Annotated in this window: 23 protein-coding genes; 16 read left to right on the top strand and 7 right to left on the bottom strand. The window is 40.4% G+C overall.

Translation table 11 applies throughout. The features are described from left to right. Positions 1-56: 56 nt before the first annotated feature. Positions 57-1,496 (bottom strand): glycerol-3-phosphate transporter, encoded by a 1,440-nt coding sequence (gene glpT, locus A9500_RS01270; RefSeq protein ID WP_065243604.1) that lies wholly within the window; start codon positions 1,494-1,496, stop codon positions 57-59. A 291-nt stretch (positions 1,497-1,787) separates the two neighbouring features. Between glpT and glpA the strand changes: the two genes are divergently transcribed. The 4 genes from glpA (at position 1,788) to A9500_RS01290 (ending at position 7,207) form a co-directional block, all read left to right on the top strand. Next, positions 1,788-3,479, top strand: a complete 1,692-nt coding sequence (glpA, locus tag A9500_RS01275) for an anaerobic glycerol-3-phosphate dehydrogenase subunit A (protein ID WP_065243605.1) — start codon at positions 1,788-1,790, stop codon at positions 3,477-3,479. After that, positions 3,469-4,758: a glycerol-3-phosphate dehydrogenase subunit GlpB gene (gene glpB, locus A9500_RS01280; protein ID WP_065243606.1), complete on the top strand. Its 1,290-nt coding sequence runs from the start codon at positions 3,469-3,471 to the stop codon at positions 4,756-4,758. The genes glpA and glpB overlap by 11 nt, the downstream gene beginning before the upstream one ends. Positions 4,759-4,767: 9 nt before the next feature. Further along, on the top strand, positions 4,768-6,045 hold the full coding sequence (gene glpC / locus A9500_RS01285; protein WP_065243607.1) for an anaerobic glycerol-3-phosphate dehydrogenase subunit GlpC: 1,278 nt from the start codon (positions 4,768-4,770) through the stop codon (positions 6,043-6,045). A 70-nt stretch (positions 6,046-6,115) separates the two neighbouring features. Further along, positions 6,116-7,207, top strand: coding sequence for a YdcF family protein (locus A9500_RS01290; protein ID WP_065243608.1), 1,092 nt, complete (start codon positions 6,116-6,118; stop codon positions 7,205-7,207). 61 nt (positions 7,208-7,268) lie between these two features. Here the strand turns inward: A9500_RS01290 and asnA are convergent, their stop codons facing one another. Continuing rightward, positions 7,269-8,261, bottom strand: coding sequence for an aspartate--ammonia ligase (gene asnA / locus A9500_RS01295; RefSeq protein ID WP_049365717.1), 993 nt, complete (start codon positions 8,259-8,261; stop codon positions 7,269-7,271). A gap of 156 nt (positions 8,262-8,417) precedes the next feature. Between asnA and asnC the strand changes: the two genes are divergently transcribed. Beyond that, positions 8,418-8,870, top strand: a complete 453-nt coding sequence (gene asnC / locus A9500_RS01300; RefSeq protein ID WP_005697406.1) for a transcriptional regulator AsnC — start codon at positions 8,418-8,420, stop codon at positions 8,868-8,870. Positions 8,871-8,920: 50 nt separating this feature from the next. On the opposite strand, the gene A9500_RS01305 is transcribed toward asnC, so the two are convergent. Further along, the gene (locus tag A9500_RS01305; RefSeq protein ID WP_065243609.1) at positions 8,921-10,216 is read right to left on the bottom strand and encodes an FAD-binding oxidoreductase; all 1,296 of its coding nucleotides are present in this window, start codon (positions 10,214-10,216) and stop codon (positions 8,921-8,923) included. A 158-nt stretch (positions 10,217-10,374) separates the two neighbouring features. Here A9500_RS01305 and A9500_RS01310 point away from each other — a divergent pair, with 158 nt between their 5' ends. Together A9500_RS01310 and A9500_RS01315 are read left to right on the top strand one after the other, a co-directional pair. Then, on the top strand, positions 10,375-11,430 hold the full coding sequence (locus A9500_RS01310) for an extracellular solute-binding protein (RefSeq protein WP_049369753.1): 1,056 nt from the start codon (positions 10,375-10,377) through the stop codon (positions 11,428-11,430). A gap of 61 nt (positions 11,431-11,491) precedes the next feature. Then, positions 11,492-11,905 carry a PACE efflux transporter gene (locus tag A9500_RS01315; protein WP_065243610.1) on the top strand — a complete coding sequence of 138 codons (414 nt, stop codon included), beginning with the start codon at positions 11,492-11,494 and terminating at the stop codon, positions 11,903-11,905. Between the two features lie 103 nt (positions 11,906-12,008). On the opposite strand, the gene purB is transcribed toward A9500_RS01315, so the two are convergent. Then, complete coding sequence (purB, locus tag A9500_RS01320) at positions 12,009-13,376, bottom strand: adenylosuccinate lyase (RefSeq protein WP_065243611.1); 1,368 nt, start codon at positions 13,374-13,376, stop codon at positions 12,009-12,011. 16 nt (positions 13,377-13,392) lie between these two features. After that, complete coding sequence (gene hflD, locus A9500_RS01325) at positions 13,393-14,016, bottom strand: high frequency lysogenization protein HflD (RefSeq protein WP_032803925.1); 624 nt, start codon at positions 14,014-14,016, stop codon at positions 13,393-13,395. Positions 14,017-14,156: 140 nt separating this feature from the next. On the opposite strand from hflD, the gene trpS reads away from it, so the two are divergent. From trpS to deoD, 5 genes are all read left to right on the top strand, one after another. Further along, positions 14,157-15,161: a tryptophan--tRNA ligase gene (gene trpS / locus A9500_RS01330; protein ID WP_065243612.1), complete on the top strand. Its 1,005-nt coding sequence runs from the start codon at positions 14,157-14,159 to the stop codon at positions 15,159-15,161. Positions 15,162-15,216: 55 nt separating this feature from the next. Further along, the gene (locus A9500_RS01335) at positions 15,217-15,507 is read left to right on the top strand and encodes a YfcZ/YiiS family protein (RefSeq protein WP_065243613.1); all 291 of its coding nucleotides are present in this window, start codon (positions 15,217-15,219) and stop codon (positions 15,505-15,507) included. 32 nt (positions 15,508-15,539) lie between these two features. After that, complete coding sequence (locus tag A9500_RS01340; protein ID WP_065243614.1) at positions 15,540-16,328, top strand: 4Fe-4S cluster-binding domain-containing protein; 789 nt, start codon at positions 15,540-15,542, stop codon at positions 16,326-16,328. 106 nt (positions 16,329-16,434) lie between these two features. Continuing rightward, the gene (locus tag A9500_RS01345) at positions 16,435-17,682 is read left to right on the top strand and encodes a NupC/NupG family nucleoside CNT transporter (protein WP_065243615.1); all 1,248 of its coding nucleotides are present in this window, start codon (positions 16,435-16,437) and stop codon (positions 17,680-17,682) included. A gap of 128 nt (positions 17,683-17,810) precedes the next feature. After that, positions 17,811-18,527 (top strand): purine-nucleoside phosphorylase, encoded by a 717-nt coding sequence (gene deoD, locus A9500_RS01350; protein ID WP_049365725.1) that lies wholly within the window; start codon positions 17,811-17,813, stop codon positions 18,525-18,527. Positions 18,528-18,591: 64 nt separating this feature from the next. On the opposite strand, the gene greB is transcribed toward deoD, so the two are convergent. Further along, positions 18,592-19,068, bottom strand: a complete 477-nt coding sequence (greB, locus tag A9500_RS01355) for a transcription elongation factor GreB (protein ID WP_005697419.1) — start codon at positions 19,066-19,068, stop codon at positions 18,592-18,594. A gap of 106 nt (positions 19,069-19,174) precedes the next feature. On the opposite strand from greB, the gene A9500_RS01360 reads away from it, so the two are divergent. From A9500_RS01360 to A9500_RS01370, 3 genes are all read left to right on the top strand, one after another. Next, the gene (locus tag A9500_RS01360; protein WP_065243616.1) at positions 19,175-21,487 is read left to right on the top strand and encodes a Tex family protein; all 2,313 of its coding nucleotides are present in this window, start codon (positions 19,175-19,177) and stop codon (positions 21,485-21,487) included. Between the two features lie 102 nt (positions 21,488-21,589). Then, positions 21,590-21,973, top strand: a complete 384-nt coding sequence (locus tag A9500_RS01365) for a hypothetical protein (RefSeq protein ID WP_065243617.1) — start codon at positions 21,590-21,592, stop codon at positions 21,971-21,973. A 66-nt stretch (positions 21,974-22,039) separates the two neighbouring features. Continuing rightward, complete coding sequence (locus tag A9500_RS01370) at positions 22,040-22,282, top strand: hypothetical protein (RefSeq protein WP_065243650.1); 243 nt, start codon at positions 22,040-22,042, stop codon at positions 22,280-22,282. A 77-nt stretch (positions 22,283-22,359) separates the two neighbouring features. Here A9500_RS01370 and glpK read toward each other — a convergent pair whose 3' ends face one another. After that, on the bottom strand, positions 22,360-23,871 hold the full coding sequence (glpK, locus tag A9500_RS01375; protein ID WP_065243618.1) for a glycerol kinase GlpK: 1,512 nt from the start codon (positions 23,869-23,871) through the stop codon (positions 22,360-22,362). Positions 23,872-24,243: 372 nt separating this feature from the next. Here glpK and A9500_RS01380 point away from each other — a divergent pair, with 372 nt between their 5' ends. Then, positions 24,244-24,987: an MIP/aquaporin family protein gene (locus A9500_RS01380; protein WP_065243619.1), complete on the top strand. Its 744-nt coding sequence runs from the start codon at positions 24,244-24,246 to the stop codon at positions 24,985-24,987. Positions 24,988-25,012: the final 25 nt, after the last annotated feature.

Consider the following 25,012-nt stretch of genomic DNA (forward strand, 5'->3'; position numbering starts at 1 on the left):
TTGTTTTTGTAATAAAAAAGGCGGCAAGCCTTCGCCTGTCGCCTTTAATTTATAGATTATTTACCGTAGGTATCGCCTAATTTAGCTTTATGTTTACCTTCTTCAACCATTACGATGAAGAGTAATAACACCGCTAAGATACCACCGCCGATCATGACGTAGAAACCGCCGTCCCAGCCGTAGTGTTGAGCTGCCCAACCGATAACAGCTGAAGCTGATACAGTACCACCTAAGTAACCGAATAAACCGGTGAAACCTGCTGCTGTACCTGCTGCTTTTTTCGGTGCAAGCTCAAGCGCGTGTAAGCCGATTAACATTACAGGACCGTAGATTAAGAAACCGATTAAGGTCATTAAGATGAAGTCAGTTAATTGATATGGGTTTTCATACCAAGCTGAGTAGTTTGCAAGCTCAGCTTCTGGTGTAGCTGGGTTCATCCAGTATGCTACAACTGCTGCGGTAGTTAAGATCATGAAGATGAAACCGGTTAAACCACGTTTACCTTTGAAGACTTTATCAGATACCCAACCACATAATAATGTACCAGGAACTGCTGCTAATTCATAAATGGTGTAAGCCCATGCAGTACCTTTGATGTTGAAGTGTTTTACTTCACTTAAGTAAACCGGAGACCATTTCAATACGCCGTAGCGGATTAAGTATACGAATACGTTAGCAATCGCGATGTACCATAACAATTTGTTTTTCAATACATAAGTTACGAAGATTTCTTTTGTACTTAAATCGTTTTCGTAAGTTTTTTCGTTATAGTCATCTGGGTAGTCATTACGCCATTTTTCGATTGATGGTAAACCACAAGATTGTGGAGTATCACGCATCACGAAGTAAACTGGAATTGCACAGATCATTGCAGCAATACCCGGATAGTAGAGGGATTGTTGCCAAATGTCTTTTGCTTGTGCTTCGATACCATGAGTGCTGAAGAACACGGCACTTGCTAATAGCACCATTGCACCCGGCATCATACCACCGATGTTGTGCGCGGTATTCCAGATAGATACGATAGTACCGCGTTCTGATTTAGACCACCAGTGTACCATTGTACGACCACATGGAGGCCAACCCATACCTTGGAACCAACCATTTAAGAAGATCATTACCCACATGATGGCAACGCCAGAGGTTGCCCATGGGAATAAACCCATCATGGTCATACAAAGACCAGAAAGCAATAAACCAAATGGTAAGAATACGCGAGGGTTCGAACGGTCAGACATACCTGCCATTACGAACTTAGATAAACCGTAGGCAAGACCAGCCGCCGAGCCGATAACACCTAGTTGCGCTTTTGTGTACAAGCCCTGTTGAATTAAACCGGGTTGTGCTAAGTCAAAGTTTGCACGTACAAAATAGTAAGCGGCATAACCAAAGAAGATCCCTGCAAACACTTGCCAACGTAAGCGTTTATACGTGGAATCAATTTTCTCCGCTGGAAGTTCCGCAATATGCGGAGCGGGTTTAAATGGTCCAAACATAATTTCTCTCCAAAATCATTTTAATTATGAGTCCACCCCGACAATGGGGATAGCGTGCATGATAAAATAAAAATAGAAATTAAAAAGAGAAATAATTCAAAAATGTGATGTATTTCACAAAAAAAAATTTAACAAATGAGCGAATACGAAAATTATGTGATCTGCTTCACAAAATGGCTTTCTTTTTCGCTCAAAATGTTGTGAATTTAAGCGCTCTCCCATACAATAGCCATGGAATTTGTAACAGTTTTTACGTTTCTTTTTATTAATATTTTGGCTTTGGGGGTAACAATGGGATTATCGCCTAATATGTATCGTGATGTGGGTGATTTTTCACCTATCTCGACGGATGTGATTATCATTGGTGGCGGTGCAACAGGTGCGGGGATTGCTCGTGACTGTGCATTGCGTGGAATTAACTGTATTTTATTAGAGCGTCGTGATATTGCGACAGGCGCAACAGGTCGTAACCACGGTTTGTTACATAGTGGTGCGCGTTATGCCGTGAACGATCAGGAATCAGCAGAAGAATGTATTAAAGAAAATAAAATTCTGCGCAATATCGCTCGTCACTGTGTGGATGAAACAGAAGGTTTATTTATCACCTTACCTGAAGATTCCCTTGATTATCAAAAAACCTTCATCGAAAGTTGTACCAAATCTGGTATTGAAGCTGTCGCCATTGATCCTAAACTTGCCCAAATTATGGAACCATCGGTAAACCCAGATTTAGTTGGGGCCGTTGTGGTGCCTGATGGTTCAATCGATCCTTTCCGTTTAACCGCCTCCAACGTGATGGATGCCACCGAAAATGGCGCGAAAATGTTCACTTATTGCGAGGTGAAAAACTTAATTCGCGAAGGTGGCAAAGTAATCGGTGTAGATGTTTACGATCACAAAAATCGCGTAAACCGTAAATTCTTTGCGCCATTAGTTGTTAATGCAGGCGGTATTTGGGGACAAGGCATCGCAGAATATGCGGATCTCAAAATCAAAATGTTCCCAGCAAAAGGCGCATTACTTGTCATGGGTCACCGTATCAACAAAATGGTCATTAACCGTTGTCGTAAACCGGCAGATGCGGATATTCTTGTACCGGGTGATACTATTTGCGTTATCGGTACAACCTCTAGTCGTATTCCTTACGATCAAATCGACAATATGGAAGTGACCCCAGAAGAAGTGGATATCTTATTCCGTGAAGGGGAAAAACTAGCCCCTAGCTTGCGTCATACTCGTGTATTACGTGCTTATGCTGGTGTGCGTCCATTAGTGGCGTCTGATGACGATCCATCAGGTCGTAACGTAAGTCGCGGTATCGTGTTACTTGATCACGCAGAGCGTGATGGCTTAGAGGGCTTTATCACAATCACTGGCGGTAAATTAATGACTTATCGCTTAATGGCTGAATGGGCAACGGATCTTGTTTGTAAAAAACTCAACAAAACAGCACGTTGTACGACAGCTGTACGTCCATTGCCAGGTTCAACCGAAAGCCGAGCAGAAACCAATCAGAAAGTCATTTCACTTCCAAGTACGATTCGTTATTCAGCCGTGTATCGTCATGGTTCTCGTGCAACTCGTTTATTAGATAAAGAACGTCTTGATCGTTCAATGGTGTGTGAATGTGAAGCAGTAACAGCGGGTGAAGTACGTTATGCTATTGATGAATTAAATGTGAATAACTTAGTGGATTTACGTCGCCGTACTCGTGTGGGTATGGGGACTTGCCAAGCTGAGCTTTGTGCATGTCGTGCAGCAGGTTTAATGCATCGTTTTGAAGTAGCAACGCCTCGCCAATCTACCACACAATTAACCTCTTTCATGGAGGAACGTTGGCGTGGTATTGAGCCTATTGCATGGGGTGAAGCGATTCGTGAAGCCGAATTTACTTCGTGGATGTATGGCAGTGTGTTGGGCTTAAATGATGTTCAACCGCTTGAAACTGACAAACAGCAAGGGACGGATAGCAATGAATTTTGATATAGTGATTATTGGTGGCGGCCTTGCAGGTTTAACTTGCGGCATCGCCCTACAAGAACAAGGCAAACGTTGTGTCATTATCAATAATGGCCAAGCAGCGATTGATTTTGCGTCTGGCTCATTGGATTTATTAAGCCGTTTACCAAATGGTACGTTTGTTAAAAATATTCCTGAAAATTTGACCGCACTTGCCGCTCAATTACCACAACACCCTTATAGTATTATGGGTGCTGAACGTGTATTAGCGAAAGCACAAGATTTCGAAAAATTAGCAGCATCGTTAAATTTAGATTTAATTGGTTCAACTGCAGAAAATCATCTTCGCGTAACCGGTTTAGGCAGCTTGCGTGGTGCATGGCTTTCACCAAATAGTGTGCCAACGGTACAAGGCGAAACTGCATTCCCGTATAAAAAAATTGCGGTTTTAGGCATTGAAGGCTATCACGATTTCCAGCCAGAATTATTGGCGGATAACCTCACGCTTAATCCACAGTTTGCACATTGTGAAGTAAAAACAGGCTTTTTAAATATTCCAGAATTAGATCAGTTACGTGCAAACTCTCGTGAGTTCCGCAGTGTGAACATTGCGCAGGTTTTAGAATATAAACTGAAATTTGATGATCTTGTGGCTGAAATGAAAGAAGCGGCACAAGGCACAGAAGCGATTTTCTTACCAGCTTGTTTCGGTCTAGAAAATCAAGAATTTATGGAGTCACTTCGTAAAGCAACTGGCTTACCATTATTTGAATTACCAACCTTACCGCCTTCTTTATTAGGTATGCGACAACGTATTCAATTACGTCGTCGTTTTGAGAAATTAGGTGGACTCATGATGAATGGTGATAGTGCATTAAAAGCGCATTTTCATGGCAACAAAGTTCGTGCTATTCAAACGCGTTTGCACGAAGAGGAAGAAATCACAGCAGAGCATTTCGTATTAGCGTCAGGTAGCTTCTTCAGTAAAGGTTTAGTTTCTGAATTCGATAAAATCTACGAACCCGTATTCCATTCGGACATCATTGGTGTGGAAGGCTTTAACGATACCGATCGTTTTACTTGGACAGATCACCGTTTCTCAAATCCACAACCGTACCAATCTGCAGGTGTAGCGATTAATGCGCAATGCCAAGTGCAAAAGGGCGGTCAATTTTTAACGAATTTATATGCGGTCGGTAATGTGATTGGTGGTTTCAATGCACTAGAACTCGGTTGTGGTTCTGGCGTGGCAGTGGTAACAGCTCTTGCGGTTGCCGATGAAATTCTTCACAACACACATTAAGGAGGCGTTATGAACATTCAACAATTAATTGAAAATGCAAAACAATCCCTTAATGCACCACAACATCATCATGCTTTTGATGAAAGCTTTGAGAGCTGCATTAAATGTACGGCGTGTACAGCAGTGTGTCCGGTTTCGCGTCAAAATCCAAACTATCCGGGTCCAAAACAATCAGGCCCAGATGGTGAGCGTTTACGCTTAAAATCAGCCGAACTTTATGATGAAGCATTGAAATACTGCACTAACTGTAAACGTTGTGAAATTGCGTGTCCGTCTGATGTGAAAATTGGTGACATTATCGTTCGCGCAAGAAACAAATACCTTGCTCAACAACACAAACCGACCGTGCAAAAATTACGTGATGCAATTTTAAGTAACACCGATATTATGGGTTCACTTAATACACCGCTTGCGCCAATTGTGAATACGATTACGGGCTTGAAAGCGACAAAATTTGTGTTGGAAAAAGCATTGAAAATTAGCCGCCATCGTACGTTACCAAAATATTCCTTTGGTACGTTCCGCAGCTGGTATATGAAAAAAATGGTGGAAAACCAACAAAAATTCGAACGCAAAGTGGCGTATTATCACGGTTGTTATGTGAACTACAATAATCCACAATTGGGTAAAGAATTTATTCAAGTGTTCAATGCCATGGACATTGGTGTGGTGTTATTGGAAAAAGAAAAATGTTGTGGCTTGCCATTAAGCGTGAACCAATTCCCAGAACGTGCGAAGAAAATAGCTCAATTTAACACCGATTACATCAGCAAAATGGTGGATGAAAATGGCTTAGATGTGATCAGTGAAGCATCAAGTTGCTCCCTAAATTTACGTGATGAATATCATCATATTTTAGGTATCGACAATGCGAAAGTTCGTCCGCATATTCACATGGTGACACCATTCTTATATCAACTCTTTAAAGAAGGTAAAACCTTACCGCTTAAACCATTGAAATTGCGAGTGGCTTATCACACCGCATGTCACGTGGATAAAGCGGGGTGGGCACCATACACCTTGGAAGTGTTAAAACAAATTCCAGGCTTAGAAGTGGTGATGTTACCATCACAATGTTGCGGTATTGCAGGAACATACGGTTTCAAAGAAGAAAACTACGAGGTTTCTCAATCTATCGGTAAAAACTTATTCGATAACATCAATGCAGGCGGATTTGATTACGTGATCTCTGAATGCCAAACTTGTAAATGGCAGATCGATATGTCATCTAACGTGACTTGTATCCATCCATTGACGTTATTGTGTATGTCGATGAATCAAGCTTAGTGAAAAGAGCGGAAACTGATAAAAAAGTGACCGCTCTTTTTGTTATTCAATCCAATATGGAGAATTAATTATGCAAAAAATCTTCAAGATTTCCTTACTTGCTGTGCTTTCATCTCTTGCAGTAAACAGCTTCGCCAGCACTGCAGAAGTGAAAGTGCTTGAGCCTCAATTAAATTACCAACAACTTCTTACTCAAAGACAGGTTGTGGATGAGTTGCTTGAACAAGCGGTGAAAATTCAAAACTCACCGGCTCGTGTTTCAAATGCAGGTTTTACCGCGAAACTTCCTTCTAATATGGAGCGTATTGCGGATCTTTTATTAGAAGCGTATAAGCTTGAGCCTTATCGTGTGGATTTTTTGTTTGGTGCAGCGAATGCCAATATTTATAACGGCAATACCGATAAAGCTATTGAGCTTTACCAAAAAGTACTTGATGTCGCGCCAGATGATGTGAAAGCACATACTTACTTAGCTGCATGGAATCGTTTTAAAGGCAACCAAGCGGAAGCGACAAAACATTTAGATCGCTTAAAACAACTTTCCCCAGAAAGCGCAAGCAAATTAGAAAAAGTCTTTGCAGTGATTGATAAAGCGGCTAATCAGCCAATTACCGATAAACTCGAAACTAAGTTACCGGCACAATCAGCGATTATTACATTGGGCTACGCTTTAAATCCAGATGGCAGCATGCATGATATTTTGGTGCAACGTTTAGAGAAAACCTTAGAAATTGCGAATCAAAATCCAGATGCGTTAATTATTGTGACAGGCGGAGTGCCACAAAACAATAAAACCGAAGGGGATTTAATGAAGCAATGGTTGATTGAGAAAGGCGTTGATGCAAGCCGTATTTATTCGGATAACTATGCGCGTTCAACAGTCGAAAATGCGCTTTTCTCTCGTTACTCTTTAGCGAAACACAAAATCAAACATGCCGTGTTGATTAGTTCAGGTAGTCATGTTCGTCGCGGACAAGCATTATTTGAAATTGCGACGCAAGAATCCGGTCCACAAGGTCTTGTGATTGAAACCGTAGCAGCGTTAGATAAACCGTTAGATCAGTTACAAAAAATTACGGAGAAAGACTTGCTGGGTATTTATCGCGATAGCTTAAAAACAATGGGATTGCCAATGTTTAACAGTGGGGCATTACAAGATTAATTAATTTCCTAAAAACAAAAGTGCGGTGAAATTTCACCGCACTTTTTATTTTCTCTTTCGATTAAAGAATATGTTGATATTGTTCTAACATTTCTTTTGGCCATACGCTTGATTGCACTTCACCGATGTGTTTTTTGTGAAGTAAAAGCATTGCCATACGAGATTGACCGATACCACCACCGATAGTGAGAGGTAATTTGCCGTTTAATAAATCTTGGTGCCAATCCATTTTTAAGCGATCTTCATCACCGGTTAAACCAACTTGTAAACGTAATGCAGATTCATCCACACGAATACCCATTGAAGAAAGTTCAAACGCTTTACCTAACTCAGCGTTCCATACCAAAATATCGCCGTTTAAACCTTTGTAGCCGTTTTCTGATTCAGTTGTCCAGTCATCGTAGTCTGGTGCACGACCATCATGTGGTTTACCGTCTGATAATTTGCCACCGATACCAATTAAGAACACGGCACCATATTCTTTACAAATGGCGTTTTCACGCTCTTTGCTTGAAAGATCGGGGTAGCGTTTTACTAAATCTTCACTGTGAACGAAGGTGATTTCTTTTGGTAAGCTTGATGGGATGTCAAAGCGAGCTTCTACGGCTAATTCAGTTAAACGGATTGCACGATAGATAGAGCGTACAGTTTCTTTTAAATAAGCAAAGTTACGACGACCTTCAGGAATCACTTTTTCCCAGTCCCATTGGTCCACATAAACAGAGTGAGTTTGATCCAATGAATCTTCATCTGGACGTAATGCTTTCATATGAACAAATAAGCCTTCACCTTCTTTAAAGTGGAAACGTGCGAGAGTATGGCGTTTCCATTTAGCCAATGAGTGAACGACTTCATAAACGGCGTTTGGGATACATTTCACGTTTACTTGAACAGCTTTCTCAATGCCTGATAAGTTATCTTGCATACCGTTGCCAACTTCACTAAGGATTGGACCTTGTACTTCGATAATGCCAAGTTGTTCAATCAAGTTTTGAGTAAAGGTGTTCTTCACAAAGCTGATTTCTTGTTGTTGTAAAATAAACGTCTTTTTCATATTTATCCTTCTTTTTATAATAACTGGTAAGATTTGTTGTGCATTATTCAATAAAAATGCAATTTTTTTCAAGTAATTTCTTTACATTGTTTTAAATGTTGAATATTATCAAAAATAAATAAGATATTTTGAAAAAGATCTAATAAGGAGTGTTTTATGAACAATATCGATACACTTGATCGCCAAATTCTCCGTGTACTGACTAAAGATGCTCGTACACCTTATGCAGAAATGGCCAAAAACTTTGGCGTAAGCCCGGGTACAATTCATGTTCGTGTAGAGAAAATGCGTCAGTCTGGCCTGATTGAAGGGACAAAAGCGATTATTGATGAGCGTAAGTTGGGTTACGATGTGTGTTGCTTTATTGGCATTATTTTGAAAAGTGCAAAAGATTATGAAAAAGTGATTAAAAAGCTAGACACCTTTGATGAAGTGGTGGAAGCCTATTATACCACGGGTAACTATTCGATTTTTATTAAAGTGATGACACATACGATTGCTGAATTACATTCCGTGCTGGCGACTAAAATTCAGCTAATTGATGAAATTCAATCGACGGAAACCTTGATTTCCATGCAAAATCCTATTTTACGAGACATTAAACCTTAATGTTATCGAAACAATAAAGGCGTGTTTGATACACGCCTTTTGTTTTTTAATTAACGATAACGATCGAGGAATTTGTAATAGAGTACGCCGATCTTGGTGGCTAAGTTTTTAAGATATTTTCCACCGTAAAACGATGGGACTTTTAATTCTTCAAAAATTCTCAAACGTTCGTCATTGCCTAAAATCGCTTCAGCAATAATGCGTCCCGCAAGCCCTGTTAGTGCGACGCCATGCCCAGAGTAACCTTGTGCAAAGTAAATATGCGGTGAGATACGACCAAAATGCGGGCTTGCATTCAGTGTCATATCAATCGGCCCTGCCCAGCCATAGTCAATTTTGACATTTTCTAACTGTGGGAAAACATGCAACATATTGTCACGCATAATTTGCACCATATCTTTTTCTGAGCTTGAGTCACTACCAAATAACAAACGGTTATCCGCACTCAAACGATAATAATCGAGCAAAATATTGTTATCACAAACAGACATGCCATTATTGATAACCGAATCCGCTGTAGCTTGATCTAAGGGTTCAGTCGCAATAATAAAGCTCTCGACCGGTAAGATTTTTCGATTAATACCATGATGAATAGATTTTGGTAGTGCATCAATATAAGCGTTGGTCGCTAAAATAACATCCTGAGAAATGACCGCACTTTTATCGGTTTTCACTTCAATGCAGCCTGATTTTTCCACTAAATCCACAGCTGGGGATTGTTCGTAAATCTGCACGCCTAAATCTAAGCAGGCTTTTGCTAAGCCTAAGCAATAGTTTAATGGGTGTAAGTGGCCTGAATTGCTATCGTATAAACCGCCCACATAAATATCACTGCCTAAATGTTGTTTAAGTTTGGCTTTATCCCAAAGTTGCATCTTGTCATAGCCAAAAGTCGCGTGGCTGGCTTTTTCCATTTCAATGAGATCGTCCATACGACGTTCATTTAACGCCAATGTGGCATAGCCTTTTTTCCAATCACATTGAATGCCATATTTCGCAATGCGTTCATCAATAATATCAATGGCTTCTAGCGACATATCCCAAAGTTTTTTCGCTTTATCAAAGCCCACTTGAGCAATATATTCATCAATGCCTTCTTCAAAACCATTGATAGCTTGACCGCCACTTCTGCCGGATGCGCCAAATCCTACTCTTGCGCCTTCTAATACAATGACTTTTTTGCCTTTTTCTGCTAATTCAAGGGCGGCAGATAAACCGAAGAAACCCGCACCAATAACACAAACATCCGCTTCTTCTTGCTGAGTGAGAGGCGGCAGTTCAAAGGTTTGATTTCGACTATCGAGATAATAAGATTTGACGTGTTCTTGATGAGCAAATTCGAGCATAGTTGATGATTGATTAACATAAAATAGAGATGAGAGAAATCTTACCCTGATGGGAAAATATGTCAAACCTTTTGCAAAAAAGGTGCTATACTCCCCAAGTTTACATAGGTAAACGATTACTTAAGGTTTATTTTGATTGTCCTGAGGAGGTCAATAAATTGAAAAAAAATGCTGTTCAATACATTAAATCACTTTGTCTGTCTGCCGTCGCATTCGTCGCAACCTCTGTGGCATTTGCTGCTGAAAAACTTTATGTTTATAACTGGACTGACTATGTGCCATCTAATTTGGTTGCGGAATTTACCAAAGAAACCGGCATTGAAGTGATTTATTCGACATTTGAAAGTAATGAAGAAATGTATGCTAAATTAAAGCTGACCTCTAGTACCGGCAGTGGTTATGATTTAGTTTTCCCATCAAGCTATTACGTCAATAAAATGGCGAAAGAAGGCATGTTGCAAGAGCTTGATCACAGCAAATTAAGTAATTTTAAACAAATTCCAGCAAATTTATTAAACAAGGAATTTGACCCAAATAACAAATATTCTCTGCCTTACGTTTATGGCTTAACTGGTATCGGTGTGAACGCGGATGATATTGACCCAAGCAAAATTACGAGTTGGGCTGATTTTTGGAATCCAGAATACAAAGGCAAAGTGTTATTAACCAGTGATGCGCGTGAAGTGTTCCACATTGCATTACTTTTAGATGGTAAATCACCGAACACTAAGAATGAAGAAGACATTAAAGCCGCTTATGAGCGCTTACTGAAATTGTTACCAAATGTAGTGACCTTTAACTCTGATTCGCCAGAAGTGCCGTTTGTTCAAGGTGAAGCTTCTATCGGTATGTTATGGAATGGTTCAGCTTATTTAGCACACAAAGAAAATCCAAGTATCCAATTTGTGTATCCAAAAGAAGGCGCAATTTTCTGGATGGATAACTACGCGATTCCAAAAGGTGCGAAAAATACAGAGGGCGCTTATAAATTTATCGACTTCTTACTTCGCCCTGAAAATGCGAAATTAGTGGTTGAAAAAATGGGCTTCTCAATGCCAAATGAAGGCGTGAAAGCGTTACTTTCACCTGAAATGGCGAATAACCCAACCTTGTTCCCATCTGCTGAAAACATTGAAAAAGGCATTATGCAAGGCGATGTGGGCGAAGCAGTGGACATTTACGAAAAATATTGGAATAAATTAAAAACCAATTAATCAAATATTGATGAAAAGTGCGGTGAATTTGACCGCACTTTTGCTTTGTAAAGGATGACAAATGAGTTTTCTTGAGCGGCTTTTTCATGCAATCTTGTTTGAAACCACGGTTGTGTTGCTTTCTGTTTTCGCTTTGTATTTCTTTACAGAAGAAAGTGTTTCTATTCTCTTTGGGTCCATGGTACTGGTTTCCTTAACCGCCATGCTATGGAACCTCGTTTTTAATTATTTTATTGATAAAGTCTTTACGGGGCCGCGAGAAAAGCGAGGTGTCATATTTCGTACTTTACATGCCATTTCATTTGAGGGCGGTTTACTTATTTTCACCGTGCCGATCATTGCTTACTTTTTAAAAGTGGATTGGATTACAGCTTTTATGATGGATTTCAGCTTAACGGTGATGGTAACCGTTTATACCTTTATTTTTAATTGGGTGTATGATCACGCACGATTGCTATTTATTAAGCGTGAATGATGAAACGGGAAATAGTAAAAAAGAATAAAAAGTGCGGTCAAAATCTCTAGTGTTTTGACCGCACTTTGATTTTTTAGGGCATAAAAAGATGCTCTTTTATTTATTAAAGTTTTTCTACTAACTCTATGGCTGCACCGATGTAGGTGGCAGGAGTAAGTTGTTGTAAACGTGCTTTTTCATCAGCTGGAATATCCAGTTTTTCGATGAATTCACGCATTGCTTTTTCATCAACGCGTTTACCACGAGTGAGTTCTTTTAATTTTTCGTATGGTTTTTCAATACCATAGCGACGCATCACCGTTTGAATTGGCTCAGCTAAAACTTCCCAGTTTTGGTTGAGTTCATCTCGGAGATGTTGTTCGTTCACTTCTAATTTGCTGATACCTTTACGCGTTGCAGCATACGCAATTAAACAATAACCTAAACCCACACCTAAGTTACGTAATACAGTAGAGTCGGTTAAGTCACGCTGCCAGCGAGAAATTGGTAATTTTTGACCAAGGTGAGTCATCACAGCATTGGCTAAACCTAAGTTACCTTCTGAGTTTTCGAAGTCGATAGGATTCACTTTATGCGGCATTGTGGATGAACCAATTTCACCCGCGATAGTGCGTTGTTTAAAGTGATTTAATGCAATGTAGCCCCATAAATCACGGTCGAAGTCGATGATGATAGTATTAAAACGTACCACGGCATCAAAATATTCAGCAATGTAATCGTGAGGTTCAATTTGCGTGGTATACGGGTTCCAATCTAAACCTAATGAAGTGACAAACTCTTCACTGAATTTGTGCCAGTTGATGTTTGGATAGGCCGATAAATGCGCATTGTAGTTACCCACAGCACCATTAATTTTCCCCAAGATTTCATTTTGTTGGAGTTGTTTGAATTGGCGTTTTAAACGGTAAACCACGTTCGCCATTTCTTTACCCACAGTACTTGGTGAGGCAGGTTGCCCGTGTGTACGAGAAAGTAATGGAATGGTTTTGTATTCGTTCGCTAAACAGGTGATTTCATCAATCAGTTTTTGCCATTCAGGTAAGATTACTTCTTCACGTGCTGTTTTTAACATTAAAGCGTGAGAAAGGTTGTTAATATCTTCAGAGGTACAAGCAAAGTGAATAAATTCAGAGACTTTGGCTAATTCTGGTAAAGCTTCACTTTTTTCTTTTAAGAAATACTCAACCGCTTTGACGTCATGATTCGTGGTGCGCTCAATTTCTTTAATGCGTTCAGCATCTTGAAGACTGAATTCTTCCACAATTTTATTAAGGTAATCGTTTGCTTCTTTAGACAAAGAAGAAACTTCTTGGATTTCAGCGGTCGCCGCCAATTTTTGTAACCAACGTACTTCCACGGTGACACGGAATTTGAGCAAGCCAAATTCACTAAAAATACCACGCAATGCAGTGGCTTTATCTTGATAACGACCGTCAATCGGGGAAAGAGCGGTTAATGCGGAAAGTTGCATAAGAGTTCTCCAAGGATTAATTTAAAGTTGAGTAGAGTTGTCGTGCCGCTTGCACTAATTTTTTACGATGAAATAACAGTTGCCATTTGCTGCCACCTACTTGACGCCACAAAACGGCAGAACGAATGCCGGCAAGCAAACACGCACGAATTTTGTCTTGTACATTTTGTTGCTGTAAATGATATGCCGAACCAATAATATGAATGCGTTTGCCTAAAGGACTAATTGTATCGACATAAATATTTGCCATGATTGAAAACATCTCATCATCAAATTGATTGTCGTGATAAGAAAGTTGTTCTGGTAAACGGGCAATTCGGCGGCCAAGTTCTTGTTTGATTTCAGGTTGCTTGTTTAATTTACTCTCTAACGCTAACAAGCTGCCCCAATAATTCAATAAATTTTTGTCATTTAATTGAGTGAGTTGCTCAATAAGTGTGTTTAATCCCACTTTAAGATGTTGAACATCACCGCCAAATACGGCTAATGTATCTTCAGGTTGAGTGATGAGAAGAGAATGAATGGTGGTTTGGAATGCATCTTGATGATCAACTTCGCCTTTTTGTGCTAATTGACTGATTAATAAGACAGATTGACAAACACCGGCAAGTGCCAGAGCCATATCATTATAATTTTTCATTGGGACTATAGATTGTAAGTTGTAGAAATTTTGGGCGTAATATAGCATTTTTACACATTGTTTTGAACTCAATCATTAAAAAACGCCCTATCTTTTGTTATCATAGCGCCAATTCAGTTTACAGAATGAAAGGATAACCAATGACAAAACCAATTGTATTCAGTGGCGTGCAGCCTTCCGGCGAATTAACTATCGGGAATTATTTAGGTGCACTTCGCAACTGGGTGAAAATGCAAGAAGATTATGAGTGTATTTTCTGCGTGGTGGATTTACATGCCATCACGGTACGTCAAGACCCTGCGGCACTTCGCAAGGCAACGCTTGATGTGCTCGCCCTTTACTTAGCTTGTGGCATTGATCCGAATAAAAGCACGATCTTCGTGCAATCTCATGTACCAGAACATACTCAACTAAGCTGGGTATTAAACTGCTACACCTATTTTGGTGAAATGAGCCGTATGACTCAATTTAAAGATAAATCAGCACGTTATGCCGAAAATATTAACGTGGGTTTATTTGATTACCCGGTTTTAATGGCAGCAGATATCTTACTTTACCAAGCGAAAAGCGTGCCGGTAGGGGATGACCAAAAACAACATTTAGAAATCACTCGCGATATTGCCGCTCGTTTTAATGCTCTTTATGGTGATATTTTCACGATTCCTGAAATTTTCTTAGGCAAAGCAGGCGCGCGTATTATGTCTTTACAAGATCCTGATAAAAAAATGTCAAAATCAGATGATAACCGTAATAACGTGGTGACCTTGCTTGAAGATCCAAAATCGGTGGCGAAAAAAATTAAACGTGCGGTAACAGATTCTGATGAACCACCTGTTGTACGTTATGACGTAAAAAACAAAGCGGGCGTGTCTAACTTATTAGATATCCTTTCTGCAGTAACTGATAAATCTGTGGCAGAACTTGAAAAAGAATTTGAAGGTAAAATGTACGGCCACTTAAAAACAGCCGTTGCAGATGAAGTGTCAAACTTACTTGCTGGTTTACAAGAACGTTTCTATCAATATCGTAATGATGAAGCACTTTTAGACGAGATTTTACGTCAAGGTGCGGAAAAAGCCCGTGCAAGAGCAAAAGCAACCCTTGACAAAGTGTACGAAGCCGTAGGCTTTGTTGCAGCAAAATAATTTTAAACTTAATAAGCCGTGTTCTGTCACGGCTTTTTTAGATAAGGAGAAAAATATGGCTATTCAAACTGAAAAACCAATTGAATGTGTAGGTTGTAATACTTTCGATATGAAATCATTGTTTGATAACAGCGATTGTAGTTTACCTATCGAACAGTTTTACGCCACTCGTCAAGATGCAGAAGGTGCATTGGAATATTTCACGTTAAAAGCACGTGATATCGAAAGTGAACCTTGTCAAATTCAGTCTGAAATTCAACAGGTTGAAGAGGGATATGTACTTAAAGCGGTTTTCACATTCTGCTGCCAAGCGGAATTAGTGATTTTCCAAATGAAACTTTCGTAAGTGATGACTTACTCTAGAAAACAGCGTTTTTTGTGACCGCACTTTCAGATATTTATGTTCCCCTGCATCGTATTATTCCTTTTTCTAATGTTGAAGGGCAGGGGAATCGTACCAGTATTTTCTTACAAGGCTGTAAGCTAAACTGCCTTTATTGCCATAATCCAGAAACTATTCCTCGTTATACGGAAGGGGCTCATCAAGTCAGTCTGCAGTATTTGTATGAGCAAGTAATGGATGCAGTACCTTTCATTCGTGGTGTGACGGTTTCCGGCGGGGAACCCACCATTCACCATAAAAAGCTCGTTCCGTTGTTTAAAAAGCTACGTGAGGAAGGGCTAACTTGCTATTTAGATAGCAGTGGTTTCTTTGAATTTGAAGCAATTCGACCTTTAATTGATGTGACAGACAAATTTCTCTTTGACCTGAAAGGAGAAGGGCTTGGCTTACAAAGTTTGTGCTTTGATAGACAAAATCGCCAAGGCATTGTCCCTCAAAACATCATTCCTACTCATCAACATATCAAGCAAGAAAATTTAGATCGCAATTTGAAGAATTTGGCGCAATTATTACCATTAAATAAAGTGGAAGAAGTGCGGTTAGTTTATGTGACGAATTTTTTTGATGCAGAACAGTTAGTGGAAAAAGTCGCTTCTTTATTGAAAAATTATCAGGATGTTTTGTTCAAAATTATTCGAATGCACACAAAAGGTGCACGAGACGCTGAAGGGCTCAGCCCTTATGTCCCAACTGTTGAGCAGACCCAAGAACTTGAAAACTATGCGAAATTTTGTGGTCTGACCAAAATTGTGACCATTTTATAAGCAAACATATCGAAAAGTAGCAAAAATATTCCGACTTTTTACCGAAAAACAAGTAGAATAGGACAATTTTATTCACTTACTTATCTAACCAACCTAGGGGAAAAAAATGGGTATTTTAGGTAGCGTTTTAGGCATTGTCGTATTACTGGTCATTGCCGTATTATTTTCAAATAATCGTAAGGCGATTAATTTACGTACTGTATTAGGGGCTTTGGCGATCCAAATCGGATTTGCGGCCCTTATTTTGTATGTGCCGTATGGCCGTGATGCATTACAAGCGACAGCAAATGGAGTGTCAAATGTTATTGCGTATGGTAACGAAGGGATTAATTTCGTCTTTGGTGGATTAGCAGATCCTTCAAATGTCGGCTTTATCTTTGCGGTGAAAGTTTTACCAATCATCGTCTTTTTCTCCGGTTTAATTTCTGTGCTTTATTACTTAGGTATCATGCAAGCCGTCATCAAAGTGATCGGTGGTGCATTACAAGCGGCATTAGGCACATCAAAAGCAGAATCAATGTCTGCTGCAGCGAACATCTTCGTTGGTCAAACAGAAGCACCGTTAGTGGTTCGTCCTTACATTAAAAACATGACCCAATCTGAATTGTTCGCCATCATGGCGGGTGGTACAGCCTCTATCGCGGGTTCTGTAATGGCGGGTTATGCAGGAATGGGCGTGCCGTTGACTTACTTAATTGCCGCATCTTTCATGGCTGCACCTGCAGGTTTATTATTTGCGAAAATTTTATTCCCACAAACTGAACAATTTAACGATAAACAACCTGAAACGGATGATAGCGAAAAACCAACCAACGTGCTTGAAGCAATGGCAGGTGGTGCGAGTGCAGGTATGCAATTAGCGTTAAACGTCGGTGCGATGTTAATCGCATTCGTGGGTTTAATCGCTTTAGTTAACGGTATTTTAGGTGGTGTAGGCGGCTGGTTCGGTTACGCTGACTTAACGTTACAATCAATCTTTGGTTGGATCTTCAAACCATTAGCGTACTTAATCGGTGTATCTTGGGATGAATCTGCCATCGCCGGTCAAATGATTGGTATGAAATTAGCTGTTAACGAATTCGTGGGTTACTTAGAGTTCGCGAAATACTTACAACCAGATACAGCAGTTGTATTAAGTGAAAAAACTAAAGCAATTATTACTTTCGCATTATGTGGTTTCGCTAACTTCAGCTCTATCGCAATCTTAATCGGCGGTATCGGTGGTATGGCACCAAATCGTCGTGGTGATGTTGCGCGCTTAGGTTTAAAAGCAGTTGTAGCGGGTACATTAGCTAACTTAATGAGTGCGACTATCGCAGGTTTATTCATCGAGTTAAGCGGCGTAGCAATGTAATTAAAATGTGGTGAATTTTGACCGCACTTTATCTCTCAACACCACGAATCATTCGTGGTGTTGTACTTTAAAGCAAGCGAAAACGTTTGCTTAAATGACTTTTTATTTATCAACAAGAGGAAAAAACAATGACTCCACATATTAACGCTCCTGAAGGCGCATTTGCAGATGTTGTATTAATGCCAGGCGATCCGCTTCGTGCAAAATATATTGCTGAAACATTCTTAGAAGATGCGAAAGAAGTGACTAACGTTCGCAATATGTTGGGTTACACCGGTACTTATAAAGGTCGTCGTATCTCTGTTATGGGTCACGGTATGGGTATCCCATCTTGCTCAATTTATGCGAAAGAATTAATTACTGAATACGGCGTGAAAAAAATCATCCGTGTTGGTTCTTGTGGTGCCGTACGTATGGACGTTAAATTACGTGATGTAGTTATCGGCCTTGGTGCATGTACTGATTCAAAAGTAAACCGTATCCGTTTCAAAGATAACGATTTTGCTGCAATTGCTGATTTTGATATGGCACAAGCAGCGGTTCAAGCAGCGAAAGAAAAAGGTAAGCAAGTTCGCGTAGGGAATCTCTTCTCTGCAGACTTATTCTATACGCCAGATTTCGAAATGTTTGATGTGATGGAAAAATACGGCATCTTAGGCGTAGAAATGGAAGCAGCGGGTATCTATGGTGTAGCAGCAGAATATGGTGCAAAAGCACTTTGTATCTGTACCGTTTCAGACCATATTCGTACACACGAACAAACTACTGCAGAAGAACGTCAATTAACCTTCAATGATATGATTGAAATTGCGTTAGAGTCCGTATTAATTGGTGATAAAGCATAATTTATCCGATTGATAAAATAAAAAAGAGCGGTTAATTTGACCGCTCTTTTGTTTTTTATACTTGCTATTTTTCATACCAAATTCGGTTCACATAGAGCACGACTTTACCAGAGGGTGTTTCCACATGGATTTCATCATCAACTCCTTTCCCGATTAAAGCGCGCGCGACGGGAGAATCAATGGAGATCCAGTTTTTAGCGGGATCGAATTCATCGCAGCCGACAAGGCGGTATTGCTTCACTTCGCCTTCTTCATCTTCTAGCTCAACCCATGCACCGAAAAACACTTTGCCTTCTTGTTTCGGGTGGTAATCCACGATTTGTAACACTTCTAAGCGCTTGGAAAGGAAACGCACACGGCGATCAATTTCACGTAAACGACGTTTACCGTAAATATATTCTGCGTTTTCACTGCGGTCACCAAGCGCGGCAGCATCTGAAACCGCTTGGGTAACTTTGGGGCGTTCTTCTTTCCACAAAAATTTAAGTTCTTGGTCAAGGGCAAGCCAGCCTTGACGAGTAATGTAATTTGATTTTGCCATAATGAAAATAAAAGAAATTTTTTTGAATTATATTTGAGCCTGTTGTCTAAAACCAGTATTCTATTCTCGTTTTTATCGAATCCTTTAATAACAAAGAAGTATGACAATGTTAAATCAACAAATTAGCCAAATTATTGCGGCAGAATTAACCGTTCAACCCCAACAAATCCTCGCCGCCATTCAATTATTAGATGATGGCAACACCATTCCATTTATCGCCCGTTACCGTAAAGAAGCCACAGGTGGCTTAGATGACACTCAACTTCGTCATTTTGAAACCCGTTTAATTTATTTACGTGAATTAGAAGATCGTCGTCAAACCATTTTGAAATCTATTGAAGAGCAAGGGAAATTGACCGATGAATTGCGTGAAAAAATCCATGCAACACAAAGCAAAACCGAATTAGAAGATTTGTATTTGCCATATAAACCGAAACGTCGTACGAAAGGGCAAATTGCGATTGAAGCCGGTCTTGAGCCATTGGCTGATTTACTTTGGAACGAGCCGAAGAATGATCCTGAAACGGCAGCAGCTGAATTTGTGAATGCTGATAAAGGCGTAACAGATACTAAAGTCGCACTTGATGGCGCACGCTATATTTTAATGGAACGTTTTGCTGAAGATGCTGGCTTATTAGCGAAAGTCCGTGATTATTTAGCGAAAAATGCCGTTATTGTATCCAAAGTGATCGAAGGCAAAGAGACGGAAGGCGCAAAATTCCAAGATTATTTCGATCACCAAGAATTATTGAAAAATGTGCCTTCTCACCGAGCATTAGCCATGTTCCGTGGACGTAATGAGGGCATTTTACAATTAAGCTTAAATGCGGATCCTGATGCGGAAGAGGGAAGTCGCCAAAGTTATTGTGAAGAGATTATTCGTGATTATTTAGATGTCCGTTTCACGGGGCAGCCTGCAGATAAATGGCGTGAGCAAGTGATTGCGTGGACATGGAAAATCAAAGTCTCGTTGCATTTAGAAACGGAATTAATGGCAAGTTTACGTGAAAAAGCGGAAGAAGAGGCCATTGATGTTTTCGCTCGAAATCTGACCGCACTTTTAATGGCAGCACCGGCTGGCGCGAAAAGCACCATGGGCTTGGACCCAGGCTTACGTACGGGAGTTAAAGTTGCCGTAGTAGATAACACAGGTAAATTATTAGATACCACCACCATTTATCCACACACGGGCCGTGAAGCCGAAGCGCAAGTGGCGATTTTCAGCTTGATCCGCAAACATAACGTGGAATTAATTGCTATTGGTAATGGTACCGCTTCTCGTGAAACCGAACGTTTTGCGAAAGAGGTGATTAAAGAAATCAAAGAAAATAAACCGCAAACCGTTGTAGTGAGCGAAGCGGGGGCGTCCGTTTATTCTGCTTCTGAATTTGCCGCAAATGAATTCCCGAATTTAGATGTCTCTTTACGTGGTGCAGTATCTATCGCCCGTCGTTTACAAGATCCATTGGCGGAATTAGTGAAAATCGAACCGAAAGCCATTGGTGTAGGGCAATATCAGCACGATGTAAACCAAACCCAACTTGCGCGTAAACTTGATGCGGTGGTGGAAGACTGTGTAAACGCAGTAGGTGTGGATTTGAATACAGCATCCGCGCCATTGCTTGCTCGCGTGGCGGGGATGACAAAAACCTTAGCGCAAAACATTGTGGAATATCGTGATGAAAATGGTCGTTTTGAAAGCCGTAGTGAATTGAAAAAAGTGCCGCGTTTAGGACCAAAAGCCTTTGAGCAATGTGCAGGCTTTATGCGTATTGCAGACGGGAAAAATCCACTTGATGCTTCAGGTGTTCACCCAGAAGCGTATCCTGTGGTCGAAAAAATCTTGCAAGCCACCGCGCAATCTATCCAAGATTTAATGGGCAATGCGGGTGTGGTTCGTCAGCTTGATGCGAAACAATTCATTGATGAGCAATTTGGTTTACCGACCGTTCAAGATATTTTCAAAGAGTTGGAAAAACCGGGGCGCGATCCGCGTGGTGAATTTAAAACCGCTGTATTCGCGGAAGGCGTGGAAGAAATCACCGATTTAAAACCAGGTATGATTTTAGAAGGTACCGTCACCAATGTGACCAACTTCGGCGCATTTGTGGATATTGGTGTTCACCAAGACGGTTTAGTACACATTTCATCATTAAGTGATAAATTCGTAGAAGATCCACATCAAGTGGTGAAAACTGGCGATATCGTGAAAGTGAAAGTATTAGAAGTAGATGTACCGCGTAAACGTATTGCGTTGACGATGCGATTAGATGAAAGTGCGGTCAAAAATGACGGCAAATCTGACCGCACTTTAAGTGCAAAACCAAGAAGTAATGCACCTCGCCAAGATCGCAATCCAAGAGGAAATAGTGCGATGGGGAATGCTTTTGCCGATGCGTTGAAAAATTGGAAAAAATAATTTCGTCATTTAGATGAACATTGTGGCCAAATAGGCGTACAATGAGGGGGATTTGGTCAATCATCCAATCCCCTTTTTTATTTCAACGAAAGGAATATTCTTATGGAAAAAGGTATTCTTGGACCGCATGAAGGCAAGGAGCTGGAATTAATGTTAAGGGGCGAAAAGCAAGTGGCATTATTCAATCAGGAGCTTGGTATTCCTGATGCCTTTCTCCCTTATCTTGAGCTAGGAATGCTTCATTCAAAAACGGTGCAACGTCATGTAAATGATGTTTGCTTAACTGATTTTATTGTCTATTTACCTCAATCTCTTGCACTCGCTGAACAAATGGAAGTGTTACTTCCTGCAAGTACAGTGAATGGTTTTGATCCAAAAGTGGAACGTGAAATCGGCCGAATTCTTGGTTACCGAGAAAAAGATATCGACTACTATATTCAGCATTTTCAAGATAATTTAGAGAAGTATCGGCAGCAGTATAGTTGATTGATGAAGTAATTTAAAAGCCTCCTAACTTTATAATTTATTATGTTATAGGATGAATTTGTGATTATGAATGTTGAGAGATATATTGAAGTATATAGTAATGAAACAGATGAGTTGCTTTATTCTTATAAAATAACAATTCCTGATCATCTAGTTATTGAAATAGTTTCACCTGATGAGGATGATGAATTTGCACTTTTTTCATATATACTGACTCAGGAAAAAGTTATTTCTCTAGGCGGTAGGCATATTATAGATGAATATCATAACAAAGATGTTGGATATTATGTTGCCTGTTATCAAGCATAGGATATATAGATACCAAATAAAAGTGCGGTCAAAAACATAAGCGATTTTGACCGCACTTTATTATTGGCTAGGAAGGATTATTCCGCGTCTTCTTTCGCCCATTCTAATGAGCGTTTAACCGCTTTTTTCCAACCTTTATAACGACGTTCACGTTTTTCTTCATCGTTGTCTGGTGTGAAGGTACGTTCTACACGTGCTTTGTCGTGAAGTTCATCTAAATCTTTCCAAAAACCGACCGCAAGACCGGCAAGATAAGCCGCACCAAGTGCAGTCACTTCTTTCACCACTGGACGTTCTACGTTCACATCTAAAATATCCGCTTGGAATTGCATTAAGAAGTTATTGTTGGTTGCGCCGCCATCAACACGTAAATATTGTAAGCGTTGACCTGAGTCAGATTGCATTGCTTCTAATACATCACGAGTTTGGTAAGCGATAGATTCAAGGGTTGCGCGTACAATATGGTTACGGTTAGAACCACGAGAAAGACCGAAAATTGCACCGCGTGCATACGGATCCCAATAAGGCGCACCTAAACCAGTGAATGCTGGCACGACATATACCCCGTTGCTATCAGGGACTTTTTGTGCGAAGTATTCGGAGTCATGGCTGTCATGTACGATTTTGAGTTCATCACGTAACCATTGGATTGAAGCGCCAGCGATAAACACAGAACCTTCAAGTGCGTATTCAGGTTCACCTTTAGCGTTACATGCAATGGTGGTTAATAGACCATTTTTAGAGGTAATGGCTTTATCACCGGTGTGAAGCAACATAAAGCAGCCTGTACCATAGGTATTTTTCGCTTGGCCTGCGCGGGTGCAAAGATGGCCGTAAAGTGCCGCTTGTTGGTCACCCGCAATACCCGCAACAGGAATACGTACGCCGCCTTTACCCCCGATGTTGGTTTGGCCATACACTTCGGAAGAATTACGTACTTCAGGCAACATAGAACGTGGAATATTTAATAATTCCAACATTTTATCATCCCATTTTTTCGTATGGATGTTAAATAGCATGGTACGGGATGCGTTGGTGTAATCCGTTACGTGAACACGGCCCTGGGTTAATTTCCACACAAGCCAGGTATCTACGGTACCGAATAGAAGCTCACCGCGTTCCGCTTTTTCACGAGCACCTTCTACATTGTCCAAAATCCATTTCACTTTTGTCCCCGAGAAATAGGGGTCCACCACTAACCCCGTGGTGTTGCGGATATAGTCTTCGTGACCATCCGCTTTAAGTTTGTCTGTAATATCTGCAGTACGACGGCATTGCCACACAATTGCGTTATAAACCGGTGTGCCGGTTGCTTTTTCCCACACAATGGTGGTTTCACGTTGGTTAGTAATACCAATTGCCGCAATTTCATCTGAGGTAATGCCTGCTTTTGCAACCACTTCGTTTAATGTTGAACTTTGTGTTGCCCAAATTTCCATTGGATTATGTTCCACCCAGCCTGCGCGTGGATAAATTTGTGTAAATTCACGTTGGGCGATTTCAACAACATTCGCATTGTGATCTAATAATACTGCACGAGAGCTTGTGGTACCTTGGTCCAAAGCGATGATGTATTTTTTGTCTGTCATGGTTCTATTCCTTAGAGTGCTTGGCACTCTCATTAAATGAATGAAGAAATTTTGAGCTTAAACGAACAAATTGCGCGCCTAACTTAATTGAATTCGAACTTAATTGGAATAAGCAATGTTTGGTTTTGTGATAAGTATCACAGATTTTTTTATTAAAATATATAAACGATTGCGTTAACGCACAAAATAATGTGATCGCTCTCTCATTTTTAGAAAATAGATCGGTTTCATCTATTGAATTAATTGGTCAAAACTAGATAATGAGGCCACTCACTTTGAGTATCTCAATATTTGATCAGACAACGAAACGAATTGCAAAGCAAGATTTCTTTAATGAAATCATTAAGTTAATCATTATTTGGAGATTCTCTTATGAATGCCTATTTTGCAGAATTTTTTGGCACGGCACTCTTAATCCTGTTAGGTAACGGTGTGGTGGCTAACGTATGTTTAAATAAAACGAAAGGGCAAAGTTCTGGTTGGATTGTGATTACTACCGCGTGGGCATTTGCAGTGTATGTGGCCGTCGTTGTGACAGGTCCTTACAGTGGGGCACACTTAAATCCCGCGGTAACACTTGGTGTGGCAATGAAAGGTGCATTTGCTTGGGAACTGGTCCCTGGCTACATCGCGGCACAAGTTGTGGGGGGCATGGTAGGTGCGTTGTTGGTTTACGTTATGTATAAAGATCACTTTGCAGCGACCGAAGAAGAGGGCTTAAAACGCGCTTGTTTCTGTACTGAACCCGCAATTCGTAACTATCCAATCAACTTAGTGAACGAAATTGTTGGTACCTTCGTACTTGTCTTCGTAATTTTCTACCTTGCAGGGGCAAATATTACGTTACCTGGCACAGCAGAAAGTACGCCAATTGGTTTAGGCTCTATCGGAGCATTACCAGTAGCGATTCTAGTTTGGGCAATTGGTTTGAGCTTAGGTGGAACAACTGGCTATGCGATTAACCCCGCTCGAGATCTTGGTCCACGTTTAACCTTGGGTCTTTTCCTTGGGGGCACATTAAAGGCCAAAGCAGACTGGGGATACAGTTGGGTTCCTGTTGTAGGTCCGTTTATCGGTGCGACATTAGCAGCAGTATTCTATAATGCGATTATGTAATTTATTCAAATAGAAAGAGCAGTCA

Source organism: Haemophilus sp. CCUG 60358, from assembly GCF_001679485.1.
Lineage (GTDB): Bacteria > Pseudomonadota > Gammaproteobacteria > Enterobacterales > Pasteurellaceae > Haemophilus_D.